14 protein-coding genes are annotated in these 14,694 nt (G+C 70.3%); 4 read left to right on the top strand and 10 right to left on the bottom strand.

Going from position 1 to position 14,694, the window contains the following annotated elements; genetic code table 11:
- Window positions 1-118: 118 nt before the first annotated feature.
- The gene (gene upp, locus U1T56_RS02400; RefSeq protein WP_418157825.1) at window positions 119-748 is read right to left on the bottom strand and encodes a uracil phosphoribosyltransferase; all 630 of its coding nucleotides are present in this window, start codon (window positions 746-748) and stop codon (window positions 119-121) included.
- A gap of 147 nt (window positions 749-895) precedes the next feature.
- Here upp and U1T56_RS02395 point away from each other — a divergent pair, with 147 nt between their 5' ends.
- Window positions 896-1,549: a phosphoribosylanthranilate isomerase gene (locus tag U1T56_RS02395; protein WP_418157824.1), complete on the top strand. Its 654-nt coding sequence runs from the start codon at window positions 896-898 to the stop codon at window positions 1,547-1,549.
- Window positions 1,550-1,564: 15 nt separating this feature from the next.
- Here U1T56_RS02395 and U1T56_RS02390 read toward each other — a convergent pair whose 3' ends face one another.
- The 8 genes from U1T56_RS02390 to U1T56_RS02355 form a co-directional block, all read right to left on the bottom strand.
- Complete coding sequence (locus U1T56_RS02390) at window positions 1,565-3,163, bottom strand: FGGY-family carbohydrate kinase (protein ID WP_418157823.1); 1,599 nt, start codon at window positions 3,161-3,163, stop codon at window positions 1,565-1,567.
- A 29-nt stretch (window positions 3,164-3,192) separates the two neighbouring features.
- The gene (locus U1T56_RS02385; RefSeq protein ID WP_418157822.1) at window positions 3,193-5,250 is read right to left on the bottom strand and encodes a TIM-barrel domain-containing protein; all 2,058 of its coding nucleotides are present in this window, start codon (window positions 5,248-5,250) and stop codon (window positions 3,193-3,195) included.
- Window positions 5,251-5,324: 74 nt separating this feature from the next.
- Window positions 5,325-6,233, bottom strand: a complete 909-nt coding sequence (gene ubiV, locus U1T56_RS02380; protein WP_418157821.1) for a ubiquinone anaerobic biosynthesis protein UbiV — start codon at window positions 6,231-6,233, stop codon at window positions 5,325-5,327.
- 12 nt (window positions 6,234-6,245) lie between these two features.
- Window positions 6,246-7,247 carry a ubiquinone anaerobic biosynthesis protein UbiU gene (gene ubiU, locus U1T56_RS02375; protein ID WP_418157820.1) on the bottom strand — a complete coding sequence of 334 codons (1,002 nt, stop codon included), beginning with the start codon at window positions 7,245-7,247 and terminating at the stop codon, window positions 6,246-6,248.
- Window positions 7,247-7,912 (bottom strand): ubiquinone anaerobic biosynthesis accessory factor UbiT, encoded by a 666-nt coding sequence (gene ubiT, locus U1T56_RS02370; RefSeq protein ID WP_418157819.1) that lies wholly within the window; start codon window positions 7,910-7,912, stop codon window positions 7,247-7,249. The genes ubiU and ubiT overlap by 1 nt, the downstream gene beginning before the upstream one ends.
- Window positions 7,913-8,014: 102 nt before the next feature.
- Window positions 8,015-8,821, bottom strand: coding sequence for a carbohydrate ABC transporter permease (locus tag U1T56_RS02365; protein WP_418157842.1), 807 nt, complete (start codon window positions 8,819-8,821; stop codon window positions 8,015-8,017).
- Between the two features lie 29 nt (window positions 8,822-8,850).
- The gene (locus tag U1T56_RS02360) at window positions 8,851-9,750 is read right to left on the bottom strand and encodes a carbohydrate ABC transporter permease (protein WP_418157818.1); all 900 of its coding nucleotides are present in this window, start codon (window positions 9,748-9,750) and stop codon (window positions 8,851-8,853) included.
- Between the two features lie 10 nt (window positions 9,751-9,760).
- Complete coding sequence (locus U1T56_RS02355) at window positions 9,761-11,029, bottom strand: ABC transporter substrate-binding protein (RefSeq protein ID WP_418157817.1); 1,269 nt, start codon at window positions 11,027-11,029, stop codon at window positions 9,761-9,763.
- A 143-nt stretch (window positions 11,030-11,172) separates the two neighbouring features.
- Here U1T56_RS02355 and U1T56_RS02350 point away from each other — a divergent pair, with 143 nt between their 5' ends.
- Window positions 11,173-12,111, top strand: a complete 939-nt coding sequence (locus U1T56_RS02350; RefSeq protein WP_418157816.1) for a hydroxyacid dehydrogenase — start codon at window positions 11,173-11,175, stop codon at window positions 12,109-12,111.
- Between the two features lie 11 nt (window positions 12,112-12,122).
- On the opposite strand, the gene U1T56_RS02345 is transcribed toward U1T56_RS02350, so the two are convergent.
- The gene (locus tag U1T56_RS02345; RefSeq protein ID WP_418157815.1) at window positions 12,123-12,998 is read right to left on the bottom strand and encodes a TIGR01459 family HAD-type hydrolase; all 876 of its coding nucleotides are present in this window, start codon (window positions 12,996-12,998) and stop codon (window positions 12,123-12,125) included.
- Window positions 12,999-13,093: 95 nt separating this feature from the next.
- On the opposite strand from U1T56_RS02345, the gene U1T56_RS02340 reads away from it, so the two are divergent.
- Both U1T56_RS02340 and U1T56_RS02335 read left to right on the top strand, forming a co-directional pair.
- The gene (locus U1T56_RS02340; RefSeq protein ID WP_418157814.1) at window positions 13,094-13,840 is read left to right on the top strand and encodes an SDR family NAD(P)-dependent oxidoreductase; all 747 of its coding nucleotides are present in this window, start codon (window positions 13,094-13,096) and stop codon (window positions 13,838-13,840) included.
- A gap of 27 nt (window positions 13,841-13,867) precedes the next feature.
- Entirely contained in the window at window positions 13,868-14,662 is a 795-nt protein-coding gene (locus U1T56_RS02335) for an SDR family NAD(P)-dependent oxidoreductase (RefSeq protein WP_418157813.1), read from the top strand.
- Window positions 14,663-14,694: the final 32 nt, after the last annotated feature.

Genomic DNA, 14,694 nt, shown 5'->3' with positions numbered 1-14,694 from the left:
CCAACGGCGGCCAGTACATGGCCTGAGCCCGGCACCGGGAGAAACCGGGCGCGGCAGCCCATGAGCGGGCTGCCGCGCCGGCGGGCGGATGCCGGCCGTGGGTTCCGCCGAGCGCCGTTCAGCGCGTGCCGTAGATCCGATCGCCGGCATCGCCCAGGCCGGGCAGGATGTAGCCGTGGTCGTTGAGGCCCTGATCGACCGCGGCGGTGAACACGGTGACGTCGGGATGCGCATCGTTCATCCGCTTCACCCCCTCGGGAGCCGCGAGTAGGCAGGCGAGCTTGATGTCCTTCACCCCGTCGCGCTTGACGCGGCTCACGGCGGCCACGGCCGAGTTCGCGGTCGCGAGCATGGGATCGACGATGATCACCGGCCGGTCGGCCACGTCCTGCGGCACCTTGTAGTAGTACTCGACCGGCTGCAGCGTCGCCGGGTCGCGATAGAGGCCGATATGGCCGACACGGGCCGAGGGCATGAGGTCGAGCATGCCTTCCAGGAGGCCGTTGCCGGCGCGTAAGATAGAGACCAGGCAGACCTTCTTGCCGGCGAGCAGCGGCGCCTGCATCGGCATGAGCGGAGTCTCGATGTCGGCCGTCGCGAGCGGCAGGTCGCGCGTGATCTCGTAGCCCAGGAGCAGGGCCACCTCGCGCACGAGCCGCCGGAACTCGGCGACGGGTGTCTGCTTCATGCGCATGAGGGTCAGCTTGTGCTGGACCAGAGGATGGTTGACGACGACCAGGTTCGGCATGAGGCGGCACCGTTGTTCTGGGACGCGAGCAGGCTTAAAGGACGCGCATCGCGCTGACAATCGCGGTGGCAGCCGACGAGGCAGGTCCGAGTCCGGCTCGGCATCCGGTCGCTGTCGGCCTGTCGGTCATATCAGAGGGCACGTGGCTTGCGTACGCGAGTCAAGATCTGCTGCATCACCAGCCCCGAGGCGCTGGCACTCGCCGTCCGCTACGGCGCCGACGCGCTGGGGCTCGTGGGGCCCATGCCGAGCGGAACCGGGATCATCGACCTCGATACGGCGAGAAGCCTCGCGGCGGCGACGCCACCGCCCGTGGCGAGCTTCCTTCTGAGCTGCGCCACCGATCCGGAAGCGCTGGTCGAGCAGGCCCGGCACGTGGCGCCGACGGCGATCCAGATCGTGGATGCGGTCGCACCCGAGGCCTATGCGCGCTTGCGCCGCGAGCTGCCGGCGCTCAAGATCGTGCAGGTGGTGCACGTCACCGGCGAGCGCACGATCGCGGAAGCGCTCGACGTCGCCCGGCGGGTGGACGCGCTCCTCCTCGACAGCGGCGTGCCCGATGCACCGGTCAAGGTCCTGGGCGGCACGGGCCGCGTGCACGACTGGGAAATCAGCCGGCGCATCGCTCAGGCCTCGCCCGTGCCGGTGTTCCTCGCGGGCGGGCTCACGCCCGAGAACGTCACCGAGGCGATCCGTACCGTCCGGCCGTTCGGGGTCGATCTGTGCACGGGCCTGCGCACCGAAGGCCGGCTCGACGAGCGGAAGCTCGCGGCGTTCATGCGGGCCGTGGCCGCCGCCTGACGGCCCGCCGTCTGCTCACGCCGCGCCGCGCACGATGCGGTCGATGGCGCGCCGCTGCTCGTGCATCAGGAGGAAGATCCGATAGTCGCGATCGAAGCCGGCCCGCCGAGCCGGGTCGGGCGAGCGGATCTCGTCGGTCCGGCTCATCGCGACCGCGGCCGCCGGCAGGGAGGGATGGAGCCCGGCGGCGACGGCGGCGGTCATGGCCGAGCCCAAGAGGACCGCATCCTCGGCCGGGGTGACGACGGCGCAGCCGGTGGCATCCGCATAGAGCTCCATCAGGAGCGGGTTCCTGGTGTGGCCGCCCGCCACGTGCAGCGTGTCGATCCGCCAGCCCTTCTCGTTCAGTGCGTCCAGGATGTGGCGGGTGCCGAGCGCCACCGCGACCGCGGTGCGATAGTAGAGGCGGCAGAGCGAATCGAAGGAGTGGTCGAGGGTCAGCCCGCTGACGACGCCGGTGGCGTGCGGGTCGGCCAGGGGCGAGCGGTTGCCGTGGAAGTCCGGCAGCACGTGCAGGCCCTTGGCGAAGTCCTCGCCCTCGCGCGCACGCAGCTCGTCGATCCGCGCCGTGATCGCCGCGTGCGGATTGCCTTCGAGATCGCGTGCGGCGGCATGGAGCGCCACGATGTGGTCGAGCAGCGCTCCCGATGCCGACTGGCCGCCCTCGTTGAGCCACAGACCCGGCAGCACGGCGCCGAAATAAGGTCCCCACACGCCGCGCACGGGCCGCGCTTCGGCCGAGAGCGCCATGTGGCAGGTCGAGGTGCCGGCGATCATGGCGATCTGCCGATCCAGCGCCGCCGGCCCCTCGGCCGCGGCCGCACCCAGGACACCGAGCGCCCCGGCATGGGCGTCGATCAGGCCCATCGCCACCCGGCAGGCGGTGCTGAGGCCGAGGTCTTGGGCGGCCTGCGGTGTGAGCGGGCCGAGATCGCTGCCGATCGGGGTGGCGCGATCCGGCAGGCGGCCGCGGTCGCGCATGTCGGGAATGCCCATCGCGGCGAAGAAATCCTGCTGCCAGGCCGGCGTCTCGTGGGCGAGGTAGGTCCATTTGCAGGTGAGCGTGCACTCGGAGCGGGCCACGCTGCCGCTCGCACGCCAGGTGAGATAGTCGGCGAGGTCCAGGAACAGGCCGGCGCGCGCCCAGGTCTCGGGCAGGTGGCGCTTCAGCCACATCAGCTTCGGCGTCTCCATCTCGGGCGACATCGTCCCGCCGACATGGTCGAGCACTCGATGGCGGCTCGCCGTGCATGCTTCGGCCTCGGCGACGGCGCGGTGATCGAGCCAGACGATCGTGTCCCATTCGGAGGCGCCGTCAGTCGAGACCGAAAGCGGCCGGCCGGCTTCGTCGCGCACGACGAGCGAGCAGGTGGCGTCGAAGCCGATGCCGCGGATCGCTTCGGGCTCGACCCCGACCTCCGCCACGGCCTCGCGCACCGAGCGGCAGACCGCCTGCCAGATGTCCTCCGAGCTGTGCTCGGCGTGCTCCGGCCGTGGCCGGCGCAGGCGGATCGGATGCTGGCTCCGGCCGCGGCAGCGCCCGGCCGTGTCGAACACGCCGGCCCGCGCACTGCCCGTGCCCACGTCCACCCCGATGACCAGAGGCTCGTTCATGCTTCCTCTCCGTCGTCTTCTGTCCTGCATCATGCGAACCGCCGGACGGCCGCAAGCGGAATGTCGCCCTCGCCCCATTCGGCCGTGCGCTGCACGGGTATCGCCAACGGGATCTCGACCCCCTCCCGCACGAACAACGGGAAACGGTCCGGCGGCAGAGCGAGGCGCAGCCGCTTCGGTCCGACATGCCGTTCCAGCTCGTGCCAGTCCCACCACACCCCGTCCGGCAGCCAGACCGTGACCTCGCCGTCCGGTGCCAGCACGGGCGCGACCAGAAGATCGGGTCCGAACAGATACTGGGTGTCGAAGGCGTGCGCCTCGCGTGCCTCGGGGAAGGCGAGCGGCATCGGCCGGCACAGGGGCACGCCGGTGGCGCAGGTCAGCGCCAGGCTGCGCTCGATATAGGGGATCAGGCTATAGCGCAGCTCGAGGGTAGCGCGGACCAGATTCTGCGCCTCCTCGCCGAACAGCCAGGGTTCGCGCTCACCCAGCCCGTGAAAGCGCATGTGCGAGGCGAACACCGCCGCCTGGCACCAGCGCACGAACAGCAAAGGCTCGGGCGGGCCGCCGTAGAAGCCGCCGATGTCGGTGGCGTACCAGGGATTGCCGGAGCACGACCAGGACAGCATCCCGCGGATCGAGGCGGCGAGCCCGCCCCAGTCGGCCTGCGGGTCGCCGCCCCACTGCACGGGGTAGCGCTGCGAGCCCGCCCAGCCGGCGCGGGCGAAGACGAGGCCTTGCCCCAGGAAGCGCTCGCGCGCCTCGTGGACGCAGGCGTTGTAGAGGAGGGCATAGACATTGTGCAGCCGTGGGCCGCGATCGCCGTTCCAGGCACGGCAATAGGGGCTGTCCGGGACCTGCTCGCCGAAGTCGGACTTGATCACGTCGACCCCGGCCGCGAACAGGGTGGCGTGGCGGTCGCGCCACCAGGCCCAGGCTTCGGGCCGAGTGAAGTCGATGATGCCGGAGGTGGGCAGCGGCGTCAGCACGCCGCCGAAGGGTGCCGGGTCCCACTCGTGCAGCCAAGGATCGCCCGTGCGCTCGTCGGTGAGGAAGAAGCCCTTGGCGGCGAGCTCGGCGAAGGCCGGGTTGTGCACCGAGACCAGAGGATACTCCCAGCAGCACACGCGAAAGCCCAGCTCCCCGGCGCGACCCAGCACGGCTCTGGGCTCGGGGTAGCGGCGCGAATCCCACTGGAAGGCGAAGCGGGTCCGCGTGTCCTGCCAGGCGCGGCCGTCGAGCGTGATGACATCCATGGGCAAGGCCAGCTCGCGCACCTTGGCCGCCGCACCCAGGAACTCGTCGGCGTCGCGGTAATAGGCCCTGGAGAGCCAGGCGCCCAGGCTCCAGCGCGGCACCGCTCCGGGCCTGCCGGTGAGCCAGGTGAAGCGCTCGAGGATGCCGGCCGGGTCCGCGGCCGCGATCAGGAACAGATCGAGGCATTCGTCCTCGACCTCGAGCGCGTAGGAGCGGTGCGAGAGGGGGGCGAAGCCGACACCGTGGCTCACCCGCCCCGGTGTGTTGACGAACAGTCCCCAGCCGCGCGGTGACCAGGCGAAGGGGCAGTTCTTGTAGGAGGCCTCGGCATTGACGCCCAGCGCGTCCTCGTTCCAGGAGACCAGCCACTGGCCGCGATGGTCGAGCCGGCTCCATTTCTCGCCGTGGCCGTAGACCGGCTCGCCCTCGGCGAGATCGATGGCGAGAAAGAAGCCCTTCTCGGTCGCGGCGAAGCGCGGCAGCCGGTAGCGGCGGCGAAAGTGCGCGTCCTTGGGCGGGCCTAAGAGCGTCGTGCCGTTTCGGGCGAGCGTGACCTGGAAGTCCTCGGCCACGATGGTGGCGCGAAGCGGCCCGGCCGCGAGCAGGAGACCGTCCGGGACGGGTGTGAGCCGGACACCGCAGGGCTCGGGCGAGGCCGTGACGAGGCCGTAATCCGGGAGCGTGCGGCTGCCGATGGTCAGGCGGACGATGCCGGGCGCATGAGCCTCGAGCCGGAAGGGTCCGCGCTCGGTGACACCCGCGGCGGCGGTCCCGACGCTGCGAAGGTCGGCGAGATGAAGCTCCTGCAGGCGCGCGAGGTCGAGACGCATCGACCGGCCCCGATCTTCCTCGTGGTGGTGCGGGCTGGCTTAGGGCCGAAGCCGGCGTCTGTCCACAAGGGGGCTCAACCGGGGCGCACGTGCAGAACCCCCTCGCGTCCGAACAGGAAGCCGTTCGAGAGCGGTGCCGTGGGGAACAGGGCCGCGAGCCGGGCCTCGGCCTCCTCGGCGTCGAGCGCCCGGTCGAGCAGGGCGCGAAAGACGTGCGCCACGGCGACCATGTCGCAGGACTGAGGCGAGAGGCGGAACCGGCGCACGCCGACGGCCCGAAGCTCTTCGAGCCTGTGGGCGAGGCTCACGCAGCTATGCGACATGGTCTGGATGCCGTTGACGGTGAGGAACGGCTCGCCGTCGAGCGTGGTGACGTCCATCCCGTCCGGGTCCTCGCCGCAGGCGAAGCGGCAATCGTCTTTGCGCCTGCCGTGCGCGCGGGCGTGATAGCAGCGCGCCGAAAGCGCGAGCGGCAGCCGGCCCCAGACCATCAGCTCGAGTGCCACATTCTCGACCGCTGCCAGGGTCCGGATCGAGCTTTCCGGCAGCTCGACGGGCAGGCAGACGCGCACCGCACCGTTGCTCTTGAGCCAGGCGAGCGTGGCCTCGTTGTAGACGTTGACGAAGGGGCCCACCGCGTGCGGCCGGCCGGCGAGGAGGCCCACGGCCGCCATGTCGTTGGCCTCGACGAGGAAGGGCTCGGCATCGCCGCAGAGCTCGGCCATGGAAGCGGCCTCGCGCTTGTCCATGACGAGGGCGAGGCTCGAGAGCACGACCTCCTTGCCGGCCGCCTGCAGCCGCTCGATCACCTCGGGCAGGTGCGGGGCGAAGAAGGGCAGGCGCTTCGAGCACACGACCTCGCCGAGATGGACGGTTTCGACCGGCGCCTCGTCGGCGATGCGGAAATAGAAATCGCGCAAGGCAGCGGCCGGCCAGTGGAACAGGACCGGCCCGAGCGTGAGGACCGCAGGAGCATCCGGCATCGTTTCGGCTTCCTAGCGCCAGGTCTTGTGGTAGGCGCCCGTCGTTGTACTGCCGCCTTCGGCGAGCGTGGCGAGGTCGATCGCGGGCATGGGCTCGCCCTTGGCCAGCGCGTCGGTAGCGGCGCGGAACGCGCGCACCACGGCCTCGACATAGGCCCGGCCGCGCTGCCGGCCCTCGATCTTGATCGCCGTGACGCCGGCGGCCACGAGGTCGGGCAGGATGGCGAGGGTGGAGAGGCTGGTCGGCTCCTCGAAGAGATACGAGGCCTCGCCCAGGGCGACGAAGCGGCCCTTGCACAGCGTCGGATAGCCCGCGGGCTCCTCGGGCGCGAAGGCGTTGATGGTGAAGGCTCCCAAGCGCGAGACCAGCCTGCCGCCACGATCCTCGTAGCGCACGTGGCTCGCGGGCGAGCAGACGCCGTTCATGTTGGGCGACTTGCCGGTGGCGTAGGAGGAGAGCGAGCAGCGCCCCTCCGCCATGACGCACAAGCCTCCGAACACGAACACCTCGGTCTCGACGTCGAGCACGCGGTTGAGCGCCGCGATCTCGGCCACGGTGAGCACGCGCGGCAGCACCACTCGGCGTACGCCGAAGGTGCGGGCGTAGAACGCGATCGCGGCCGGGTTCGAGGCCGAGGCCTGGACGGAGAGGTGGCGGCGGAGATCGGGGTGGCGGTCGGCGGCGTAGGCGAGGAGGCCGAGATCGGCCAGGATCACGGCATCCGCACCGAGCCGGGCGGCGTCGTCCACGGCCCGGCGCCACAGCGCCACCTCGCCGGCGCGCGGGTAGGTGTTGACGGCGACGAGGAGTCTGGCGCCGCGCGCATGGGCGTAAGCGACGGCCTCGGCCAGCTCCTTGCGATCGAAGTTGAGGCCGGGGAAGTTGCGGGCGTTGGTCTCGTCGCGAAAGCCGCAATAGACCGCGTGCGCCCCGGCGTCGACCGCGGTGCGCAGCGCCGCCGGCGTGCCGGCGGGGCAGACCAGCTCGAGCGAGGAATTGGCTGCGGCGGCCATCAGGCGACACTCCGGCGACGCTCGACGCTGCGCGCGAGGCCCTCGAGCCGCTGCTCGATCCGGGCGAGGCGTGCTTCCGCACCGGCCTGGCGGTGGCGCAAGGGCGCGGTCAGGGCCTGCTGCAAGAGGCCGAGATCGTGGTCGAGCCGCTCGTGGAGCCGCTGCGCTAGCCCGAGTGCCCTGCCGGCCATGCCGGCGAGCGGCCCGAAGGCCGCCGGCAGATCCCGCACGAGCTCGATCCCCGTACCATCGACGGCGTTGCGCAAGGCCAGCACGGCCTCGGTATCGCCTTCCACGATCAGCTCGCGCGAGAAGAACAGCGCATCGCCGTCGAGCCGACCCTCGAGCAGGGCGAGGAGGAGCCGGAACGGGCCCCGCACGGTGGCCGTCGCCCCGTCGTCGTGCTTGCTGCGGGTCGCGAGCAGCCGCGGACCCCGCCTTCGGAAGTGGAGCCGGAAGGCCAGCGGCAGGTCGATGGCATCGATCAGAAACGAGGGCTCGCCGGCCTCGGCCATCTTCTCGAACACCGCCGGATGACGTCGCCGCATGGCGCCGAGCGCTGCATCGAGCGCCATCTGCAGCGGCGCCAGCGGCAAGGGGCGCAAGACGAGCCCGGCCAGGAGGACCGGGGAGAGCGGTGGCTCGAGGCTGCGGGACGACGCCATGGACGGGCCTTTTGCGACGCGTTGATGCGTGGTTGGTTAGCACCGCGCTCGGCACGACCGCTTGATCGAGATCAAGGAGCGAGACGCGTGGACGGCGGCCGCTCAGCCTTTGAGCCCGCCCTGGGTCAGGCCGCTCACCACCCGCTCCTGGAACAGCACGATCAGCACCACGACCGGCAGCAGCGCCATCATGAGTGCCGCCGAGATCAGGGGCCAGGGGAAGGCGAACTCGCCCTGGTAGAGGGTGATGCCGACCGAGACCGTGCGCATGCGCTGGCTGCCGAGGAAGGAGAGCGCCAGGAGGAACTCGTCCCAGGCATTGACGAAGGCGAGGATGGCGGCCGTGAACATGCCGGGTGCGGAGAGCGGGATCACGATCCGCCACAGCGCTCCCAGCCGGGTGCAGCCATCGAGCATCGCGGCGTTCTCGAGATCCTTGGGGATGCTCTCGAAGAAACTCACGAGCACGAGCGTGCAGACGGGAAGGTTGAGGACGGCATAGGGCAGGACGAGGGCGGGATAGGTGTTGAGGAGCCCGAGGCCGCGCATGATCTGGAACAAGGGCACCAACAGCGTGATCAGGGGAAAGGTCGAGACGGCGACGAGCGCTGCCAGGATCAGCTCGCGGCCGCGGACCCGCAGCCGGGCGAGGGCGTAGGCCGCGAGTGACGCCGCCAGGATCGAGAGGGCGGTGGAGAGGAGGGCCACGACAAGCGAGTTCACGACGTAGAGCCACAAGGGCTGGTCCGCGAACGCCCTCACGTAGTTCGCGAGCGTGGGCTCGAGCGGAAGCCAGGTGATCGGCCGCCGCGTCAGCTCGCTCTCGGTCTTGAGCGAGGTGAGGAAGATCCAGATCATCGGGAAGGTGCCGTTGAGGACGACGAGAAGAGCCGCCAGCCGCAGCCAGATCCTGCCCGGTGCCCGGACGCGGTCGGGGGTCACTCGCTGGTACCCCGGATCCAGCGCAGATACCAGGCCGTCGCCGCCATCGAGATCAGGAACATGACGACCGCAAGGGCACTGCCGTAGCCGAAATCGAGGAAGTCGAGCGTGGTGGTGCGGACGTACATGGCGAGCGTCTCGGTGGCATCGCCGGGGCCGCCGCGGGTCATGGCGAAGGGGATGTCGAAGGTCTGGATCGCGGTGATGGTGCGGAAGATCAGCGCCACCATGATCGCGGGCCTCAGGAGCGGCAGGGTGATGTGGCGAAAGCGCTGCCAGCGCCCGGCACCGTCGATCGCCGCCGCCTCGTGGAGCGTGTCCGGGATGGTCTGGAGTCCGGCCAGCAGCACGAGCGCGCAAAAAGAAGAGGTCTTCCAGACGATGGCGATACAGATCGCGGCCATCGCCGGGCCCGGACGGCTGAGCCAGGCCGGCCCCTCGAGCCCGAGCCGCGCCAGCACGTCGTTGACCACACCGTAGGAAGTGTCGAAGAACCAGGCGAAGATCAGGCCCGAGAACACGAGCGGCAGCGCCCAGGGCAGGAGCAGGGCGAGACGCACCGGCCAGCGGACCCGAAACGGCAGGTTGGCGAGAAATGCCAGGCCCAGGCCCACGCAAAGAGCGCCCGGCACGGTGATGCCGGTGATCAGGAGCGTATGGGCGAGACTGCGCCAGAAGCGGGAATCGGCCCAGATGTCCCGGTAGTTCAGAAGGCCCACGAACGGCTGCCCCGCCCAGGGCTCGGACAGCCGGACCTCGTGGAGCGAGAGCCAGAACAGGCGCAGGATCGGGAACAGCACGATAAGGGCGAGCAGTGCTCCGGCCGGTGCGAGCAGGAGAGCAGCGAGGACACCCTCGCCGATGTCGCGCCGCGAGCGCCGCGTCGTCGAGGCCACCGCCCGGCCTTCAGCGAATCAGCCGGCTCAGGCGCGCATCCATGTCGCCGACCGCTTCCGGCGCCGCCTTCACCCCGGCGAGCACCGCGTTGACGTTGACGCGGATGACCTCCGAGATCTCGGGATAGCGCGGGCTCTTCGGCCTGGCGCGAGCGCTCTCGACCACCGACAGCGCGTCCTTGAACCAGGGATTGGTGGCGAGCACCTCGGGGTCCTGGTACATCGCCGTCAGCACCGGCAGGTTCGAGGCCTCGATCGCGAGATGCTTGACGCCTTCGGGGCCGGACAGGAACCGGACCAGAGCGGCGGCCTCCTGCTTGTGCTCCGAGAAGGCCGAGACCGCCCATTCCCAGCCGCCGATGCAGGTGGCGGACGGGCCGCCCGCGAAGCCCGGCAGCGGCACCACACCGACCTTGTCCTTGACCCTGCTGTCGGGATCGTTCTGGAAATGGCTCCAGCCATAGGCCCAGAGCACGGCGAAGACCACGTTCCCGGCCTGGAACTCCTTCCTCGTGTCGTCGGTCGCGACCTCGGCGACGTTCTTCTTGGCGATCCCGTCCGAGATCATCTCCAGCCAGAGATCGAACGCCTTCTCGCCGGCCGTGCGGTCGAGCTGGAACCGGCCTTCGGCGTCGGCGAGCGAGCCGCCGGCTCCCCAATAGGGGACGAGGAAGGTGCAGACCGCCCCCTCGATCGGCTTGCCCTGGAAGGAGATGCCCTGGAGATCCTTGCTCCCCTCCGCGGCCTGGATCTTCTTGGCCGCGGCTTTCAGCTCGTCCCAGGTTCTGGGCGGGGCGAGCCCGTGCTTCTCGAGCAGGTCCTTGCGGTAGTAGAGGAACAGCGCGTCCGCGAAGGCCGGCATAGCGATCAGCCTGCCGCCGACCTGGTTCGCCTCGGCATAGACCGGGAGATAGTCCGCAAGGAGCTTCTGCCTATCGTCGCCGAGATAGGGATCGAGCGGCTCGGCCCAGCCGGCCGCGGCGTACTGGGCCTGCCGCACCACGTCGATCAGCATGACGTCGATGGCGCTGTCGCCCGAGCCCAGCACCGTGGTGAGGTACTGCTGCTGCAGGTCGGAGGTGGCACCCCCTACCTCGAGCTCGACCGAGACACCGGGATGGGCCGCCTGGTAGCGGTCGAGCAGCGGCCGGACCACGTCGGGGCGCTGCTGACCGCCGATGAAGACGCGCAGCTTCGTCTCGGCATGCGCGAGCGGTCCCCACAGGCCGAGTGTCAGAGCAAGCGCACCTGCCAGCAGATTCCCACGCTCCAACCCCATGCCGACCTCCTGTGATCCGATGTACTCGTGCCATTTCCCGAGCCGCCGCGAGCGCCTCGCGCGCCCGGCAAGTTTTGCACGGCCGCGACAACCGGTCCATGCTCGACGGCCGGGATCGTCCTGCCGGGGAGGCGAGGAAGCGCATGCTCGACATCGTGGTCAGCGAGTTCATGGACGAGGCGGCGCTGGACGGGCTCCGCAGCGAGTTCGAGGTTCATTACGACCCGACGCTCGCGGACCGGCCGCGCGAGCTCGAGCTTCTGGTCTCGGCCGCAAGAGCGCTGATCGTCCGCAACCGCACTCGGGTCCAGGGGCCCCTGCTCGCCGCCGCGAGGCGGCTCGAGGTGGTGGGCCGGCTCGGCGTCGGCCTCGACAATATCGATCTCGACGCCTGCCGGGCGCGCGGGATCGAGGTGCTGCCGGCGACCGGCGCCAACGCGGTGGCCGTCGCCGAGTACGTGATCGCTGCCGCCCTCGTCCTGCTGCGCGGCGTCTTCGCTGCGACCGACGCCATGCTGGAGGGCCAGTGGCCGCGCGAGCGTCTGGTCGGCCGCGAGGCGGCGAGGCGGCGCATGGGCTTTGTCGGCTTCGGCTCGACGGCCCGGCAGGTCGCGAGCCGTGCCGCAGCGCTCGGCATGCGGATCGCTGCCTACGATCCCCACCTGCCGGCCACCGATCCGGTCTGGCAGGGGGTCGAGCGGCACGAGACGCTGGAGGGGCTCCTCGCGGCGGCCGACGTGCTCAGCCTGCACGTGCCGCTCACGGCCGAGACCCGCGGCCTCATCGATGCCACGGCACTTTCGGCCATGCGCCCCGGGGCGGTCCTCATCAACACCTCGCGCGGCGGCATCCTGGACGAGGCGGCGTTGGTCGAGGCGCTGCGCGCGGGCCGGCTCGCGGGTGCGGCGCTCGACGTGTTCGCGACCGAGCCTTTGGACCGCGACACGGCGCTCCTGTTCGATGCCGCCCCGAACCTGATCCTCACCCCCCACATCGCCGGTGTCACGGTCGAGAGCAACGAGCGCGTGTCGGCCATGACGGCCGCGAACGTGCGCAAGGCGCTGAAGCGGAAGCGTGCCTGATCCCGTCGGTGCTACCAGACGAGGTGCTGCGCCACCCAGTCCGGCCGCGCGTCGTAGCGGGTGCAGAGCTCGTCCAGATGATGCACCTGCGCCGCGCGCGAAGCGCCGGGCGGGAAGCCGGCCGCGTGGATGCCGCCCATGAGAAAGCAGCTCGCGATGCCGACGTTCTCGGCCCCCTTGATGTCGTGCTCGAGCGAATCGCCGATCGCGACGATCTCCTGCGGCGCGATCCCGTCGAGCGCGTCGAGGCAGGCGCCGTAGACCAGGGGATAGGGCTTCCCCACGTAGATCACCTCGCCGCCCAGCTCCTCGTAGATCGCAGCGAGCGAGCCCGGCGTGATCACGAGCTCGCCCGCGACGGGGGCCACCCGGTCGGGGTTGGAGCAGAGCATGGGAAGACGGCATGCCGCTGCGCGCTCGATCACGGCGCGGTAGTCCTCGAGCGTTTGGGGTGGGATCTCGAGGCCGGTGACGAACAGGAAGTCGGCCTCTTCGGGTGCCCCCACGAGCTCGAGCCCCAGATCCTCGACCACGCCGAGATCGTTGCCGATCGTGAACAGGAGACACTTCCTCCCGAGCTCGGCGAAGGGCGGCCGGCTGCGATGACGCAGGAGCGTCCATGCCGTCTCGCCCGAGGTGACGACGGCGTCGAACAGCGCCATGTCGAAGCCCATCCGGGCGAGGCGGCGCCGGTTGAGTTCGGCGCGGCGACCCGAGTTCGAGAGCAGCACGAGGCGCTTGTTGCGCCGCTTGAGCTCGACGATGGCCGCGACCGCCTCCGGCAGAGGCCGTCTGCCGTCGTGGATCACCCCCCACTGGTCGAGGATGAAGCCCTCGTAGCGATCGGCGAAGCTGCGGATGCCGTCGACGAAGGTCGGGGTGAGCATGGGTGTCTGCCGGGCATGGAGGTTGCGGATCGCCGCGCGGTCACTACGACAGGGGACAGACGGGTACAAGCGGACAGGGCTCGGGGAGGAAGGGTATGGCGGGAATCGATCTCGGGCTTTCCGGCAAGCGGGTGCTGATCACGGGTGCGAGCCGCGGCATCGGCGCTGCCGCCGCACGCGCCTTCGCGGAAGCGGGCTGCCGGCTGGCGCTCCACTACCGTACCGAGCCGTTCGAGGCCGCGGCCGTTCCGGACGCCACGCTGCTTCGGGGCGATTTCGCCGTCATGGCGGACGTGCGCCGGGTCGTGGCGGAGGCCGTGGCAGCCTTGGACGGGCTCGACGTGCTGGTCAACAATGCCGGCCACATGGTCGGCCGCATTCCGCTCGCCGCCATGAGCGACGAGGAGGTGGACCGGGTCTTCGACCTCAACGCCCGCTCGGTCGTGGCCGCCTGCCGGGCGGCGCTTCCGGCCCTACAGGCGAGCCGGGGCTGCATCGTCAACGTGACCTCGATCTCGGCCAGAAGCGGCGGCAGCACGGGTTCGGCCCTCTACAGCGCCGCCAAGGCGTTCGTTTCGACCTTCACGCGCTCGCTCGCGACCGAGCTCGCTCCCGACGGCATCAGGGTGAACGCAGTGTCGCCCGGCACGATCGCGACCCGCTTTCACGAGATCTACTCCACGCCCGAGAAGCTCGAGGCCACGCGCCGGAAGATCCCCTTGCAACGCCTCGGCACCGCCGAGGACTGCGCCGGGGCCTTCCTCTATCTCGCCTCGCCGCGCCTCAGCGGCTACGTCACCGGCCAGATCATCGAGGTCAATGGCGGCCAGCTCATGCCCTGATCGCGTTCTATCGGACAGGAGGACAGCATGGACCTACAGCTCGACGGCAAGCTCGCTCTCGTCACCGGCTCCACCGCCGGCATCGGCCTCGCCATCGCACGCTCGCTCGCCCGCGAGGGTGCGATCGTCATCGTCAACGGCCGTACGGAAGAGCGCGTGCGCAAGGCGATCGCGGGCATCCGGGATACTATCGCCGATGCGCGGCTCGAGCCGCTCGTAGCCGACCTCGGCACGGCCGAAGGAACGCGAGAGGCGATCCGGCGCTTCCCGGACGTCGACATCCTGGTCAACAATCTGGGCATCTACGAGCCGCGCCCGTTCGAGGAGATCGCAGATGCCGACTGGCAGCGGATCATCGAGGTCAACTTCATGAGCGGGGTACGTCTCTCCCGGCATCACCTGCCGAAGATGAAGACGAGAGGCTGGGGCCGCATCCTGTTCGTCTCCTCGGAATCGGCGGTCAACATCCCGGTCGAGATGATCCATTACGGTGTGACCAAGACCATGCAGGTGGCGCTCGCCCGCGGCCTCGCCGAGACCACGACCGGCACGGGGGTGACGGTCAACTCGATCCTGGCCGGCCCCACCCGCTCGGAAGGGGTCGAGACCTTCATTGCCGACATGGCGAAGGCGCACGGCATCTCCCCCACGGAGGTCGAGCGCGACTTCTTCAGGAACGCCCGCCCGAGCTCGATCCTGCAGCGCTTCGCCACCCCGGATGAGGTGGCGGCGATGGCGACCTACGTGGCGAGCCCGCTCGCATCCGCCACCAACGGCGCGGCGCTTCGGGTCGAGGGCGGCGTCGTGCGATCGATCCTATGAGCGGAAGGCGCGTGGCGGACCGGCGCTCGCGT

The organism is Benzoatithermus flavus (genome assembly GCF_037908215.1).
GTDB classification, from domain to species: domain Bacteria; phylum Pseudomonadota; class Alphaproteobacteria; order Geminicoccales; family Geminicoccaceae; genus Benzoatithermus; species Benzoatithermus flavus.
This window is presented reverse-complemented; position numbering and strand designations above follow the sequence as displayed.

Excerpts from the sequence above, each read along its gene's own strand:
- U1T56_RS02350 (WP_418157816.1), top strand. The coding sequence starts at position 11,173 with ATGCTCGACATCGTGGTCAGCGAGTTCATGGACGAGGCGGCGCTGGAC.
- upp (WP_418157825.1), bottom strand. The coding sequence starts at position 748 with ATGCCGAACCTGGTCGTCGTCAACCATCCTCTGGTCCAGCACAAGCTG.
- ubiV (WP_418157821.1), bottom strand. The coding sequence starts at position 6,233 with ATGCCGGATGCTCCTGCGGTCCTCACGCTCGGGCCGGTCCTGTTCCAC.
- U1T56_RS02390 (WP_418157823.1), bottom strand. The coding sequence starts at position 3,163 with ATGAACGAGCCTCTGGTCATCGGGGTGGACGTGGGCACGGGCAGTGCG.
- U1T56_RS02355 (WP_418157817.1), bottom strand. The coding sequence starts at position 11,029 with ATGGGGTTGGAGCGTGGGAATCTGCTGGCAGGTGCGCTTGCTCTGACA.
- ubiU (WP_418157820.1), bottom strand. The coding sequence starts at position 7,247 with ATGGCCGCCGCAGCCAATTCCTCGCTCGAGCTGGTCTGCCCCGCCGGC.
- U1T56_RS02340 (WP_418157814.1), top strand. The coding sequence starts at position 13,094 with ATGGCGGGAATCGATCTCGGGCTTTCCGGCAAGCGGGTGCTGATCACG.
- U1T56_RS02345 (WP_418157815.1), bottom strand. The coding sequence starts at position 12,998 with ATGCTCACCCCGACCTTCGTCGACGGCATCCGCAGCTTCGCCGATCGC.
- U1T56_RS02385 (WP_418157822.1), bottom strand. The coding sequence starts at position 5,250 with ATGCGTCTCGACCTCGCGCGCCTGCAGGAGCTTCATCTCGCCGACCTT.
- ubiT (WP_418157819.1), bottom strand. The coding sequence starts at position 7,912 with ATGGCGTCGTCCCGCAGCCTCGAGCCACCGCTCTCCCCGGTCCTCCTG.
- U1T56_RS02335 (WP_418157813.1), top strand. The coding sequence starts at position 13,868 with ATGGACCTACAGCTCGACGGCAAGCTCGCTCTCGTCACCGGCTCCACC.